Source organism: Mesorhizobium sp. M4B.F.Ca.ET.089.01.1.1, from assembly GCF_004022605.1.
GTDB lineage: Bacteria > Pseudomonadota > Alphaproteobacteria > Rhizobiales > Rhizobiaceae > Mesorhizobium > Mesorhizobium abyssinicae.
In genome coordinates this window covers 1-14,105 of record NZ_RZOS01000023.1, presented here as the reverse complement: position 1 = coordinate 14,105, position 14,105 = coordinate 1, and the positions used below count along the sequence as shown (strand labels likewise).

The following is a 14,105-nucleotide window of genomic DNA, read 5'->3' as shown; positions in this document are numbered from 1 at the left end:
ACGGATGGAACCTGATGGTCGCCGGTAAGTTCGATATCCAATCGAGGAGATTGCTGCCATGAACAGCGTCATTTACCTGATCGGCTTTGTCGTCGTCGTGCTTGCGATCCTCTCCTTCCTCGGAATCCATTAGGAGATCCCATGCAGCGCGAAGACGATCACGGCCGTAAGCCGGCCGATTTCGAAACAGCCAAAAGCGAACTGTCCGAAACCTTCCAGCAGGCAACGCAGACCGCGACAGAAGCGCTGCATAGTGCTCGCGATGAACTCACCAGAAAGGCGAGCGACTATGCCTCGGAAGCAAAGCAGGCGTTGTTCAACAAGGCGGAGGGAACACAACACGATGTCAGCGCCAACCTGAGGGTCTTTGGCGGAGCGCTGCGAGCGGCAAGCGAACACCTTGCCAACAACGATCAACGAACCGCATCGAAGTTCGTCCTCGATGCCGCGGGCGGCCTCGAACGGCTTTCAACTTCATTACGGGACAAGCCATGCGAAGAGGTTCTTGGCGAGATCCAATCGTTCGGCCGCGAAAATTCCGGGGCGCTGATCGCCGGTTCAGTGTTGGCAGGCTTGGCGCTGGGGAGGTTCATCAAGAGCTCATCACGCCCTGTCGAAAGTTTTGGATCGCGGCCGTCGGGGACAACTGAACCGACGCAGCCCCGCTCCAGCCCGGCTGGCGATGACCGGGGCCGCAAGCACGGAGGAGAGCCATGATCGGTAATCAGGACAATCGCGGTCTCACCACCCTCATCGGCGATCTGGCACAGCAGGTCACGACGCTGCTTCAAACCGAAAGCCGGCTATTGCGGGCTGAGATGTCGGAAAGCCTGAGCAAGGTCGGCGCGGGTGCGGTCGAGTTTTTGGGCGGCGCGATTTGCATTCTCGCCGCCTTGATCGTGCTCTTGCAAGCTCTCGTGATCGCATTGGCGAATGCCGGTCTGGGACCGGGGTGGTCCTCGCTTCTCGTCGGTATCGCTGTCGCAATCCTGGGCATCTTTCTGTTGCGCAGCGGCACAGCAAGCATGGCCCCTTCTGAGCTGACGCCGGATCGGACACAAGACCAACTCAAGCGTGACGCACGCGTGATCAAGGAACAAATAAAATGAGCGAGAAATCCGCAGCCGAGCTGGAACGAGATGCCGATATCGCCCGGGCGAAAGTCGTGGACACCGCTGATTCCATCCGCAGCAGGATGACTCCCGGTCAATTGATCGATGAATTTACCGGAATGTTTGCCGGCGGTGAGGGAGCCGCCATGCTTGGCAATCTCAAGGCGCAGGTCAGGGACAACCCGCTGCCGCTAACGTTGGTTGGAGCCGGCCTGGCCTGGCTAATGCTTGGCAACGGGGCGTCAGCGACCACTTCAGCGGCTGGCAACCATACAGGCATGAGGCCAAGCGACTCCCTGTCCGACCGACCCGTCGATGAGCTCAATGAGGACAGCGAAGGTTCCGGAATTGCGGCGATGCTCTCCGATACTGCGGACTCAGTTGCATCAGCTGCAAGCGATGCGATCACAACTGCGGCCAACGCCGCAACGGGCGCAATGGAAGGGATCACGGGTTCGGCCGGGCAGCTTGGATCAGGCGCTAGTGAGATGAAGGCCCGGGCACGTCAATCGGCACAGGATATATTGGAACGAGAACCGCTGGCAGTCGCAGCAGTTGGCCTTGTCCTTGGCACTGCGCTGGGCACGATGCTGCCCCGCACGACCACGGAAGATGAACAGCTTGGCGGCTACAGCGACAAACTTCGCGACACCGCAGAGAAGGCTTTCGAAACAGGCCTCGAGCAGGTAAAGCAAGTCGCCGCCGAAGCCTACGACACTGTCAAGGAAGAGGCCGACCGGCAAGGCTCTGGTGGAGATGCCGCCACGCTAGCAGGCCAGGTCGGCAAAGTCGTGAAATCGACGGTAGAAAAAACCGAGGAAGCCATACGCGACCGGTTGCCCGAGTCGTCGGAGGGGTCTTCCCAAGGTGCGTCATAGCGTCCCCGCAACCTGGTCTAACGCTGTCCGTCACTCTGGCGAAGAGAATCTGACTCTGCAAAGCAGCCTCGTCCAACCCGGTCATGAGGTGGAACCGCGTCAAGATACTCTCCGACCATTGTAGCGGCATATAGCTGGCCCGCCAAAAGGTTGCCCTTGCCACACGTGAGAACAGCCTCCGCCTAGTCGCCCTTTGCGCGTTTGCTCAACTGCCGAGTTATACCTACATCGGCTGTGAGCCAGCCGCGCAGGTCCTGGAAAGTGTCTCAGTTTGAATTTCAGAAAATTGATGTGGCGTTTGAAGCCCTAGGCGAAACCGCCTATGCTTAGCGGAAAGCACGGGGATGTATGATGTCGGAACGCGCACGCCAACTGTTCGACAAATACGTTGCCAGCAGTCTGAACCACCCAGACCTGAAGGGATTGAGCATGGGAACCCATTTGTTCAACCTGAACATGGCAGCGAGTGAGGCGCGCATCCCTGCATCAGAGATGATCGAAGAACTTGGTCCGCTGGCCCAAGCCCTCATTGCTGCTAAGATAGCCTGAATGCCGACGTGATCGGCCCCGCCGCCCGCGTCATGCGCATTGCCACTGGGTGCCGACAACACGCGGATGACGGCAAGAGCGCCGCCGCCAAACCTTGCTTTCGGAAAGGGGCAGCGCGAACGGGGCGCGCCGAAATACGCCATGGGCTCCTCAGCAAAGCCGCCTTTTGACCCGGCGTCCGGCGGTTGTAGTCGTGCGGCCTGGCATGGACCCTGAACAGGAACAGGGTGGCGACCATCGCCCAGCCGCCAACCGCCGCCCCCGGCCGCTGCACAATGCTCTAGCACCTGGTCGGCGATGGCGACGGAGGATTGCTCGTCGGTGCGGTGCTGGCAGACATCGAAGTCGGGAAGTCGACCGAGCGATAGTTCGGGATTTCCAATAGCGATTCCAGCCCGGCGAGATCTCGATCTCGTCGGAGGCCTTGCGGTTGCCCGACTCGAGAAAGGCAACGCCTCGATCTGGCGGATGCGTCAGCAAGTTGCGGCTCTCGTAGCCGATCAGCCGCTTCACCGCTTGCTTGCTTCGGATTTTCAGGGTGCCGGCAGGGTTTGTCGTTCAATCCTCCGCAGATTGCGCCGCCAGACTCCTTCTACATCGAGAACCGTACAAAGAATGACCCTACGAGGAGGCCAGCGCCAAACGCTGGCCTCCCCAGTCAAATGTCTGGGTTCAATAATCGCCGTTGTAGTACCGGTCGTCGCAGGGCGCGGTGTAGATGCGGCCATAGCGATCCTGATAGCGGCAGAGCTGCTCGCCGCGGCGCTGCGGCGTCGTGGCCGAGCCGACGACCGCGCCGAGCAGCGCGCCGCCCGCCGCGCCGATGACCGTGCTCTTGGTGTTGCCGCCGATCGCCTGGCCGACCAACGCGCCGCCGGCGCCGCCAACCAGCGCGCCGGTGGTGGCTCGCTGCTGGCTTTCGGTCTGCGTTTCGCAGCCGGCAAGTGCCGCGGTCATGAGCACGGCCAGAATGGCCTTCTTGATGATCATCTCTAGAACTCCTCTGAAGCGCCCCAGAGACTGAAATTGGGGGCGAATGGTTGCCAGTTGCTGGCGCATTGCGGCGGAACGTAGGCGGTTTTCCTCACGAAGTAAGACATGGTTTCTCGGCTCTTGAGGATCGTGGTCGCCAAAGTGCAAACGCCCTGCGCGAACAGCACGATAACGCTTCGGCTTGAATCAGGTTGCGAAAGCGCCAGGCCGCCTCGGTCCGCATCGCCATTTTCGCAGCGGCAGTCAGAAAGCCGGAGGGGCTGTAACCATGACGTTCCGCTTGGTTGATCTGGTGGAGGACATCCTCTGGAATGGTGACGATGACCCGCACCAGCTTCATTCGGCCTTCAAGCAACCAATGAGCGACGCCGCCGGATTGTCCCGATCGGATACGGATACTCTCACTGGCCATCCCGCAAGCGCCGGCTGTTGGGGGCTGAAGTTTCGGTGCTGATCCGGGTGCTGCCCCATAATGCAACGGTTCGCGATATTTCTTTGCGCGGCCTGGGAAGCAGGCACCGCCCATGCTACCCCCAAACGAACTTGTGGCGGCGCGAGGGTATATCAACCGCCTGATGGACAGTCCCAAGGTGGTGCGGTATCTCGCCCATCGTTTCCCAGAACAATTTGCGGCATTTCAACAGGGACTGGAGACAACTCCCAGATTCCCTGTTTTAGAAAATCCTTAATTGCCCTACGGTAATGTCATTAGTTGGCGGTGGGGACCCGTTGTTGAACGTGGGGTAGCGGCGTTGCCAGGCAGCGCATGCATGGTTGGGCAAAATGGGGTTGGCGTTATTTGAGATCGGCGAGTGCCAAGGCTGCGGTGGCACCGGCACGATGTTTGATTGTCCGAGATGGCGAAGCTCGAATGGTCATTGCTGCCCGGCGGGCACGCATCAGCACAGATGTCCTGGAATTACCGTGACATGCGCTGAGTGCGATGGCACCGGCGGGGTGAAGAAGCCTGCGGGATATGCGGAATCGAACGCCGCCTGACGATAGCCGGTGGCAACTTAGCATAGCCTGCTCTTTGCTAAGGCGACTCCATAGGAACAATAAGGTGGGGCGATCCTCGCAGAAGGTCGCCACCCAAGCAGCACCGGGCAACTAAGCCAATTCCTGGCGACGCCGGAGCGGCTGCATCTAAGCATCGTCGGCCCGCTGACATCGCCATTGTGCGACACTACCGATCCTCCAAGTCCTGCATGTTGAAGACAGTGCGTGACGTCACGGGAAGGGAGTCGCGTTCGTCCGGTGGAACGGCACAGGGCCGGTGAACTAGGTAAGATCGATCATATGCCTGATCAGGTCATCGGGCGTAACTGGTTTCACGAGATGCTGATCGCCCGAATTTCGCTGTCCATCATACCGGGTGACACTGCTTGTCCGGCAGGCATCGACCTACCCGGCGCCGAAAAAGGTTGACCAACGCTGTGTGACCCGCCTCCTTCCCGTCACGGAAGGGGACGATCAGCCGTCGTGCCTGCGGAAATGTGCGACCGCCTCGGTCAACGCCTTGGGGTCAACGGGTTTCGACAATCTGGGCGACTGCCGGAACGCATCGGGAAAGACGGTCGAGCTGTCATAGCCGGTCAGGAACAGGAAGGGGATGCCGCGCGCGGTCAGCAATTCGGCTATCGGAAAGCTCCGCTCGCCATTCAGATTGACGTCCAGGACGGCGCCATCGAGTTCGACGCCATCGATCTCGCGCAGGGCCTGCTCCACCGAGGCGGCGGGCCCGATCACCTGGCATCCCGAATCCGTCAACTGATCGGAAAGGTCCAGCGCGACAAGGAACGCATCCTCGACGACGAGAACGTTGAGCCCTGAAAGAGACGTTTGCTCATTCATACCTTGCCTGGAGCAGGCAGGGATAAATAGTCGATCATTGCCGACTTGGGCAGCGGAATGCTCAACAAGCACTCCAGGCCGGCCCTTTTGAAACGCAGATCCACATTTCCACCTAGCTCGTACTCCAAACTCTGCTGGATGAAAGTGGTTCCAAAGCTTGTCTTCGACGGCTCCTTCACCCTCGGTCCGCCGCTCTCTTTCCAGGCGATCGACAGCATTTGCGATCCATCGACGCGCCAGGAAACCTCCACGCGGCCTTTTTCGGTGGAAAGCGCGCCGTATTTGGCGGCGTTGCTGGCCAGCTCGAAGAAGACCAGGCCGAGCGTGGCAGCCGCGCTGGCATTGAGCTGGAACGGCTCGCCCTGAACGACGAGGCTCTGGCCTTCCTTGCCGCCATAGGGAGACAGGGTCGCCCGCACCAGCTTTTCGAGATCGGCGCCTCCCCATTGGTAGGAAGCCAGCAACTCGTGCGTGCGGGCCATCGCCTGCAGGCGAGCGTGGAAGGCGCTCGCGAAATCGTTGAGCGTGCCCGATGAACGCACCATGCGAGAGGTGAGCGCGGTGACAGTGGCGAGGATGTTCTTCACGCGATGCTGCAATTCGTGCAGCAGCCGCTCCTGGTTGCGCTCGGCATCCTTGTGGCTGGATATGTCGATTACGGCAGCAATCGCTCCGCGCACCTTGCCAAGCTCGTCGAACAGCGGATTGGCCGACATCATGACGTCGACGCTGCCGCCCTTGGTGCGCGCGATCCGCGCCTCGAAACCGGGAATGGGCTTGCCTGTCCGCATCGCCTTCAGCAAGGGTTGATCAGCGGCGTCGACCACGGTGCCGTGCATCATCAGCGGCAGGATGGCGGGCATGGAACTGAGCTTGCCGTCCGTGGCGGGCCGACCGGCGAGCTCCACCGCGTGGCGGTTGCCGCGGATCTCTTCGCCGTTGCCGTCCTCGGCAATGAAGATGCCGACAGGCACAAGATCGAGCAGGGTTTCCAGGCTTTCGACGCGGTTGCGCAGGTCGTGCGAAAGCGCGCCGATCTTTTCTTCCGCCCGGGCGATCTGGGTGACGTCGACAAAGGTGACGACCACGCCGGCGATGACATTGTCGACGGTGCGGTATGGCATCACGCGCATGATGTAGCGTCTGCCATTGTCGATGCCTTCCACCTGCCGCTCGATGGTGCCAAGCTTCTGCAGCACCTGCTCAATGTCGGACTGCAGGCCGTCGGCGAGAAACCGCGGACGGACATGCGCGAGCGGCCGGCCGACATCGCTTTCGACCAGCCTGAACAGGTCCCGCGCCGTCGGCGTGAAGCTCTTGATGCAGAGGTCGCGGTCGAGGAACACGGTCGCGATCTGCGTGCTTTCGAGCAGGTTCGCCATGTCGTTGTTGGCGCGACTGAGCTCGTCGACGCGGATGTTGAGCTCGGCGTTGACGGTCTGCAGTTCCTCGTTGATCGACTGCAGCTCCTCCTTCGAGGTCTCCAGCTCCTCGTTGGAAGACTGCAGCTCCTCGTTGATCGAAGACAGCTCCTCGTTGGAGGATTTCAACTCCTCATTGGAGGATTCGAGCTCCTCTGTCGTGATCTGCAGGCGCTCCCTGGTCTCCCTTAGCTCCTTCTCGAGCTGGCTGACATTGGCGCTTTCGACATCGTCGGTGGTATGGACGGGCTCGCTTTCGGACTCCGGCTTGATACCGCCGACATCACGAAACACCAGCATATAGAGTGGGTCCGCACCGCTCTCGGTCGGCAGCGGTTGCACGACAAGGCTGATTGTTTGGCGGCCGCCGTTGGTGCCGACTGTGATCTTGTTCTGGATCGCCACCTGGCCCGTGCTCACCGCCTTATGCAGAGCGGCCCTCAGGTCCATCCGCAGGCCGCGCCGGGCCATGGAAAAGACGTTGGAGTCGGGAGCGCCGGCGGCGAGCTCCAGATATTTCCCGGTGCCGCCCGAGCTGTGGATCAGCTCGCCGGCCGCGTTGATGACTACATAGGCGGGCGAATAGCGGTCGAGCAGCAGCCGTTCGGCGCTCTCCTGGAGGGTTCCGCCGGTCGCGCGTTGGCGCACATGAGGGGCCTGCCGGGTCGCGGCGGCGAGCGGGAATTCGGGCAGCCGCTGCGCCGTGACGCCAGCACGCTTCTGGAACAGGCGGCTCGGCTTGTCGACTGTCGAGAACAGGCGCACGTGACGAGTGACGTTCTCGGAGGATCCGAGGAAGAGATAGCCGTTGTTGCGCAAGGCGTAGTGAAAGATTGGAACGATCTTCTCCTGCAGTTCCGGACCCATGTAGATTAGAAGGTTGCGGCAGGCGACCAAGTCGAGCTTGGAAAAGGGCGGGTCGCGCAGCAGATTATGCGACGAAAACAAGCATACCTCGCGAAGCTCGGACGCGACACGATAAGTGCCGTCCTCGCGCGAGAAGAATTCCTTCAGCCGCTTCGGCGTGATGTCGGTTGCGATGGTCGCGGGATAACGACCGGCGCGCGCCACTTCCAACGCACGCTCGTCGATGTCGGTGGCGAATATCTGCAGGTTGGGCGAAGCGGCACCGCGCGGCGCGTTCTCCTTGAGCAGCATGGCGATCGAATAGGCTTCCTCGCCGGTGGCGCAGCCCGGCACCCAGACCCTGATCGTCTCGTCGGGCTTGCGGCCCTCGAAGAGCTTTGGAACGACAAGCCGCTCCAGCGCATCGAAGGCATGCGCGTCGCGGAAGAAGCTGGTCACACCGATCAGGAGATCCTGGAACAGGAGATCGACCTGCTGCGGCTCCTCGCGCAACCGTTCGTAGAAGGCGGCCGGATCGTCGATCTGCAGCACCTGCATGCGGCGCTGGATGCGCCTCAGGATGGTGTTGTCCTTGTAGCCGCTGAAATCATGGCCCGTGCGCATGCGAAGCAAGGCGGCGATCCGCGAAAGCTGTTCGGCGACGTCGCGATTGTGGCGATCGCGCTCGCCGTCAGAGCGGCTCGAATGGCGAAAATAACTCACCAGCTTGCCGGCCATGTCCTCGGCCCGAAGCACCATGTCGACGAGGCCGCTCTGGACGGCGCTACGCATCATGCCATCATATTCGGCGCTTTCCTGCGCCAGCGTGAGCCCGCCGCGTTCCTTGATCGCCCGCAGGCCAATCGTGCCGTCGCTGCCGGTTCCCGAGAGAATGACCCCGGCGGCGTTTTCGGACTGCTCGTGGGCAAGCGAGGTGAAGAAGTCGTCGATCGGCGTTCGCCGGGCGCGCGTGGTCGCCATCTTGGCGACGTGAAAGCGATGGTCCTCGACAGTCACCGAAACCCCTGGCGGGATCACGTAGATCTTGTCCGGCTCGATCTCTATGCCCTCGGCTGCGGTCTGCGTTTCGATCGAGGTGCAGCGCTGGATGATGCTAGCGAGCACGCTTTCATGCTCGGCGTCGAGATGCTGGATCACCACATAGGCAAAGCCACTGTCGGCCGGAACCTCGGGAAAGAATTTTTGCAATGCCCCGATGCCACCTGCCGATGCGCCTATACCGACGATTGGGAAGGACCCATTGACAGGCGCTCCCGTGCCGTCGCTTGGATTACCTCGCCTTTTCCTTCCCGTTGCCTTCCTGGGTGACTGCGCCATCGTCCGTTACCTGCACCCGCCTGCTTTCCAGGATGCGCTCGATGACAGCGGCATCCGCTTCATATTCCCTGGCTCGCTCATCCAGCTGTGTGGCGAGTTCGGAGCGGAACTTTTTCTTTTCGCGTTCGGACATCCGCCGGGCAAACGCCGCCCGTTGCTGGTGTGAGCGCAGCAAGCTCCACAATATCTCGTCTGCCTCGACCGCCTGCGCTTCCATCATCGCGTCAGCGGTGAAGGCATGGCCGGTATGGCACCGATAGCGAACCATGTCACCATCTTCGATCTCCCACAGCGGCCCGTGGCATTCCGGACATGTAAACACCGACAATTCGCCGAGTCGATCTTCATCTTTCATGGTCGAATGCTCCTGAGCGGCGACCGCCGCTTCCAGCCTGACGCTTGACGGGGCGGGCAAGGTTTTGCCGGCCGGCTCTGCCGCCAGTTTTGCCAGGCAGACGCCCAGTTCAGCCGCGGGCAGGCAGTGGTCGACCTCGACATGGTGCAGCGCGCTTTGCACCATGGCCGGCACCAGCGTGTCCTTCGGATGCTGGACGAGGGCCAGCCCGCCGACCGCCTTGATCGCCCTCAGGCCCGCCGTGCCGTCGGAAAGCGAACCCGACAACAGGACACCGATGACGGCAGCGCCGTAGCTCAGCGCGGCAGAGCGGAAAAGCGGGTCGATGGCCGGCCGGGCAAGGTTTTCGCGCGGTCCGCGCCGCAACATCATGTGGTCGCCATGGAGCAGAAGGTGGAAACCGGGCGGCGCGACGTAGATCCTGCCGGTCCTGAACGTGGCGCCGTTCTCGGCGACCAACGTCTTGAGCCGGCCGGCGCGATCGAGGATCTCCGCCAGATAGCTGACCTGCCCGACATGCAGCACCACGAACACCGCCGCCGCCAGATCGGACGGCAGGTCGCCGACGATCTGTTTCAGCGGCTCGACCCCGCCGGCAGACGCGCCGATGACGATGACGAAGCGGTTGCGCGGCGCGGGCGTCACCTGTCGCTCAAGGCGTGTCTCATCCTCGCTTATGGCTGAAACAGGGTTCTGATCTTCGGCCATTGCACCATACCAGGGTCACGGAATGCGCCCTCGGCCTCGGATCAACAATGGGGGAGGGGGGACTTATGTTCCATGGCGCGCCTGACCTGCCTTCACAAGGAAGCAATGGATGGGGTAGGAGGCAAGAGCATTACGACGAAACGGTGATCACGCCAGGCAAGGGCGAGCGATGGTTCTGCGCTGAAGCCGCAGCGCGCACGGCGGGCTGGCGAAAGGCGCGGCGATGAAGCAATGGAGACCTTTGGAGAGGTCGTCAGGATGCCCTCGACCTCGCGGGGGATGACCGGTAGGTCCTCGATGTCCTGCATGGCTTTGGACAGGATCGCTGTTGCCGCTTGCATGTCCGCATCGGAAGCGATGTCACGGCAGGTGCGGGGACCGCTAGCCTTCTAGCAGCCTTTCCGGTCCGACCAATTCCTCTAATCCGAGCAATCCGAGAAGGATCAGCGTCGTCGCCGACAGTTTCGGCGCGTATGCCTTAGCGACGGGCGATCAGCTGACAGAGCTGGCGTCAGCCGCGGTCATAACCATCTTGGCTTAACCGGTCGCGAGGCGGTACAACACTCTCCCGCCCGGCAGGTAGACGGCTCGTCGCCAAGCGACGGTCCTTTTGCTGCGTTCCCACAGGCTTCGATACCCCTCGTGGGCCGGGGCCAAGCCGCCGCCCTCGATCGCCAGTCAGGCATTCGTCCAAGCGCTTGTTCTTAGCGGCGATGCGCGAGCCCGAACGGTTGAACCCTATTCACGAGACAGGCACGGATGAATGGGATTTTCGTTCAACTGGAAAGCGAATCTTTAGAAAGACCGGACATGTTTTGCCTATTCCGCCACCGCGCTTGGTTGGAAAACCGTTAGGGGAAAGCGTCCAAAAGGCCTAAGGTTGTGACAAATCTGGTGCCCTCCGACGAGCAGCATGACCCCGCCATAGGTGCAGAAGTTGACCAGCTTCTGGCTCGCCGCACGCGCGACATCCGTCTCAAAGGCGAGATCATGCGCCTGTTCAGGGCGCGTGTCTGGTCACAGACCGCGAAGATCATACGTGCATGGATGATCTGGGTGGCTTTGTTGGATGTGCTCACCCTGACGGTCAACATGGTGATCCTTCCAGGCGCGGTCGCCACTAGCATGCTTCTGCCGGCCGCAATCATTCCTCCCGTCGCGACGGCCGTGGTCCTTCTCTGGCGAAAACCGCAGGCACCGTGGGTCGAAGCGTCCTCGCTCATCACAGGGATGTTCCTGATCTTGTTGTCAGTCGCATTGGTCGGCGTAAGAGCTGGTGGCGAGTTCTATGAACGGCAATTGAATGTCATGCTGTTCGTGGCCATTACCGCGATCATCATTTTCGGTATCCCGCTGGCCTGGACGGTGGCCATCGCCGGGCTGGCGCTCGGGCTGTATCTCGTGTTTCAGCTTCAGAACCCCGCCATCGAACATGGGAGCGCGGCCGCTGGGACGCTGTTCTTCGCCAGCGGTATCTTCGCAACAGTCGCCGCGCGACGCATCATGACAATTCTGGCGCAGAAGACTTTCCTGTTTGAGCTTCGCGATCGGCGCAGGGTTGCCGAACTGGCCAAGGCGAACCAGCGGTTGGAACTGTTGGCAAGGACCGATCCGCTCACCGGCCTCGCCAACCGGCGCTGGATGACGGAAACGCTCAGCCGCATCTGGGGAAGCGACAAACGCTGCCTTGACGGTGCGGCACTGCTCATGTGCGACATCGATCACTTCAAGAAGCTCAACGATCACCTCGGCCATGCCGAAGGCGACCGCTGTCTTGTCGAGGTCGCCGGGATTATCCAGGAAAACGTCAGGCGCGATCACGATCACGTGGCCCGCTACGGCGGCGAAGAGTTCCTCGTGCTTTTGCCCGGGGTGACGGAGGAAGAGGCGAGCGCCGTGGCCGAACGCATTCGAACGAGCGTTGAGGCCGCAGCCATTCCCAACCCGGGCACTCGCGCGCGCCGCGTTACTCTCAGCGTTGGAGTTGCAATGCAGACCGCGGACGAGGCCATCTCACCGGAACAGCTACAGCGCCACGCCGACGAAGCGCTCTATCTCGCGAAGGAAAGAGGGCGCAATCGAATTGTGCTCCGAAGACCGGACTCTGAGGAGTGTAAACCTGTTCGTTGGGCACAGTGATGCCGCCAAAGGCCCCGGTTCGGGTCCGGCCGGGTGAGCATCCATCGTCGCTCGTGTCGCCTTCGCGCTCATCGGTGCCGATTTGCCGAATGCGTGGAGTCGTCGATCTTAACCGCTGCAGGCTTGGCGGCCTTTGAAGTTTTGGATATGGAGTCCTAGTGGCGAACGATCAGCGGAGCGGCTTGTGGACCGCCTAGAGTTGAGGCACGCGCCGTTCTACTCGACCATCTTCCAGTACGAGTCCTTGCGGATCACCTTGCCGTCGCGGAACGTGTAGAAGTCGCAACCGCGGACTTCCTTTCTCGTCCCGTCGCGGGCAGTGCCGGTGAGGAGCCATTTCGAGATGCCGGTATTGTTTGCCGCATCCACGAAATGCTCGCCATTGCCATAGTGAACATCGGGCAAGCCTTCGAAACGCGTGGCCAGCGCGTCTCGGACATTTGCCTTGCCTTCGACGCGGGAACCCCATGGTTTGTTGCCCCTGGGCATCTCCAGGACGCAGTCGTCGGCAAAGCACGCCATGATGCGATCGAGATCATGGGCGTTGAAGGCGTCGCATAACTCCGTCAGCGTCGATCGGATGTCCATTCGCCCGTCTCCTCCCGTCGGATAACTGGTAACGTGCACGTTCGATGATCGAAGTAGGTCACCGGCGGCGATGCCGGTCAAGGCCTCCGAGAAACGCATGCCCGCTCATGGCCAGCCGCATCATCGCCGCCACGCTGCGTGGTCTCTCCTACATCGCCGCCAATCTGCGCCCCGAGGACCGAGCCGAGATCGATTGCCAGCTCGACCATTGGTCGCCGGCGTTGCTGGCACTCACTGCCCCTGCACGGCTCTGGAACTGGTGATATTGGCGCCGGCATGCCCGGCGGGTGAAGCGGCGATGATACGAGGGCCACTAGGGGAAGATCGGCAGTTCCGGCCTTCCACCTTTCCACCCGGATCGCCTCAAACCTCCACTCATGTTGCACTGCGTAAAATTTGTTGCATTGCGATATCAGCGCACCTGCTCGAAACTCCTCGCGGCGGGGTTTTCTGACAAGGTTTTTGGCGTGTCAGTATCACCCCGGCCACCGGCCTGCCTCGATGAACGATTTGCATTGCTGACGCTCCCGCTCTCAGGGAGTTCGGCATGACCCGATCCCGTGTCGAATGCCTGGACGGGCTTCGGGCGCTTGCCGCGATGTGGGTGCTTGTCGGGCACTGTCTGCTTCTGACCGGCTGGCGTGTTCCGATCCTGGGCGAACCGGATCTCGGCGTTGATCTCTTCATCATGCTGTCCGGTTTCCTGATGGTGCTCCACTACCAGCTTCGCCAGGACAAGGAGCCTTGGCAAAAGCCGGAGACCTGGCTGAAATTCTGGACGCGCCGCTATTTCAGGATAGCGCCGCTATTTTATGTCATGCTTTTCCTGGCGCTGGCGCTCGGCCCCTCTCTCTACGAATCCAGGACGGTCATCGACGACTTCCTGCTGAGATCGCATCAGGCGCCCGAGCGTTACCTCGACAACGGCCTGAAGAACATCGTCGCCCATCTTCTGTTCCTGTTTGGCCTGTTGCCGAATTTCGCCTACCGCACGCCGCTTCCCGACTGGAGCCTGGGGCTGGAGATGCAGTTCTATGCGGCCTTTCCGGCCGTCATGCTGCTTGTCCGCAGGCTCGGTTGGATAAAGAGCGCCGTCCTGATCGCGGCGCTCGGCAGCCTCGTCGTGTTTGTGATGGAGCAAATGTCGGTGCATTTTCCGATGCCGTCGTTCCTGGCGCTGAAGATGCAGGTGTTCCTGTGCGGGATGCTTTTGGCCGGCGTTCTGCATCCGAGCCGGCCACGGCCCATTCTCTATCTGGCGTTGGCCATGCTGTTGGCGGCGCTGCCCTATGGCGGCGAATATGGGCTGGGAAAGCTGCTGATA

At 61.3% G+C, this 14,105-nt stretch carries 14 protein-coding genes; 8 read left to right on the top strand and 6 right to left on the bottom strand.

The genetic code is table 11. The features are described from left to right. Positions 1-141: 141 nt before the first annotated feature. The 4 genes from EN780_RS04340 (at position 142) to EN780_RS04325 (ending at position 2,539) form a co-directional block, all read left to right on the top strand. Positions 142-717 (top strand): hypothetical protein, encoded by a 576-nt coding sequence (locus EN780_RS04340; protein WP_189556369.1) that lies wholly within the window; start codon positions 142-144, stop codon positions 715-717. Continuing rightward, complete coding sequence (locus EN780_RS04335) at positions 714-1,109, top strand: phage holin family protein (RefSeq protein WP_187331242.1); 396 nt, start codon at positions 714-716, stop codon at positions 1,107-1,109. Before EN780_RS04340 ends, EN780_RS04335 begins: the two co-directional genes overlap by 4 nt. Further along, a complete protein-coding gene (locus EN780_RS04330; RefSeq protein WP_128272310.1) occupies positions 1,106-1,990 on the top strand; it encodes a hypothetical protein in 885 nt (294 codons plus the stop codon). The genes EN780_RS04335 and EN780_RS04330 overlap by 4 nt, the downstream gene beginning before the upstream one ends. 351 nt (positions 1,991-2,341) lie before the next feature. After that, positions 2,342-2,539, top strand: a complete 198-nt coding sequence (locus EN780_RS04325) for a hypothetical protein (RefSeq protein ID WP_127282294.1) — start codon at positions 2,342-2,344, stop codon at positions 2,537-2,539. Between the two features lie 672 nt (positions 2,540-3,211). Here the strand turns inward: EN780_RS04325 and EN780_RS04315 are convergent. Beyond that, the gene (locus tag EN780_RS04315; protein WP_127282295.1) at positions 3,212-3,529 is read right to left on the bottom strand and encodes a YMGG-like glycine zipper-containing protein; all 318 of its coding nucleotides are present in this window, start codon (positions 3,527-3,529) and stop codon (positions 3,212-3,214) included. A 1,302-nt stretch (positions 3,530-4,831) separates the two neighbouring features. Here EN780_RS04315 and EN780_RS41305 point away from each other — a divergent pair. Beyond that, complete coding sequence (locus EN780_RS41305) at positions 4,832-4,960, top strand: hypothetical protein (RefSeq protein WP_281035342.1); 129 nt, start codon at positions 4,832-4,834, stop codon at positions 4,958-4,960. 45 nt (positions 4,961-5,005) lie between these two features. Here EN780_RS41305 and EN780_RS04305 read toward each other — a convergent pair whose 3' ends face one another. The 4 genes from EN780_RS04305 to EN780_RS38685 all read right to left on the bottom strand — a co-directional run bounded on the left by EN780_RS04305 (position 5,006) and on the right by EN780_RS38685 (position 10,395). Next, positions 5,006-5,386 carry a response regulator gene (locus EN780_RS04305; protein WP_128272306.1) on the bottom strand — a complete coding sequence of 127 codons (381 nt, stop codon included), beginning with the start codon at positions 5,384-5,386 and terminating at the stop codon, positions 5,006-5,008. Next, on the bottom strand, positions 5,383-8,991 hold the full coding sequence (locus tag EN780_RS04300; RefSeq protein WP_128272304.1) for a CheR family methyltransferase: 3,609 nt from the start codon (positions 8,989-8,991) through the stop codon (positions 5,383-5,385). The genes EN780_RS04305 and EN780_RS04300 overlap by 4 nt, the downstream gene beginning before the upstream one ends. Continuing rightward, positions 8,945-9,991 carry a chemotaxis protein CheB gene (locus tag EN780_RS04295; RefSeq protein ID WP_245499869.1) on the bottom strand — a complete coding sequence of 349 codons (1,047 nt, stop codon included), beginning with the start codon at positions 9,989-9,991 and terminating at the stop codon, positions 8,945-8,947. The genes EN780_RS04300 and EN780_RS04295 overlap by 47 nt, the downstream gene beginning before the upstream one ends. A 155-nt stretch (positions 9,992-10,146) precedes the next feature. Next, positions 10,147-10,395 (bottom strand): hypothetical protein, encoded by a 249-nt coding sequence (locus EN780_RS38685; protein WP_189556366.1) that lies wholly within the window; start codon positions 10,393-10,395, stop codon positions 10,147-10,149. A gap of 541 nt (positions 10,396-10,936) precedes the next feature. Between EN780_RS38685 and EN780_RS04285 the strand changes: the two genes are divergently transcribed. Next, the gene (locus tag EN780_RS04285; protein ID WP_189556364.1) at positions 10,937-12,193 is read left to right on the top strand and encodes a GGDEF domain-containing protein; all 1,257 of its coding nucleotides are present in this window, start codon (positions 10,937-10,939) and stop codon (positions 12,191-12,193) included. Positions 12,194-12,409: 216 nt separating this feature from the next. Here EN780_RS04285 and EN780_RS04280 read toward each other — a convergent pair whose 3' ends face one another. Continuing rightward, positions 12,410-12,862 carry a nuclear transport factor 2 family protein gene (locus tag EN780_RS04280; RefSeq protein ID WP_245499868.1) on the bottom strand — a complete coding sequence of 151 codons (453 nt, stop codon included), beginning with the start codon at positions 12,860-12,862 and terminating at the stop codon, positions 12,410-12,412. A gap of 26 nt (positions 12,863-12,888) precedes the next feature. Here EN780_RS04280 and EN780_RS38680 point away from each other — a divergent pair, with 26 nt between their 5' ends. Both EN780_RS38680 and EN780_RS04275 read left to right on the top strand, forming a co-directional pair. Next, on the top strand, positions 12,889-13,044 hold the full coding sequence (locus tag EN780_RS38680) for a hypothetical protein (RefSeq protein ID WP_187331265.1): 156 nt from the start codon (positions 12,889-12,891) through the stop codon (positions 13,042-13,044). A 284-nt stretch (positions 13,045-13,328) separates the two neighbouring features. Then, positions 13,329-14,105 (top strand): acyltransferase (locus EN780_RS04275; protein WP_133372577.1); only part of this gene is annotated, 777 nt, incomplete at its 3' end.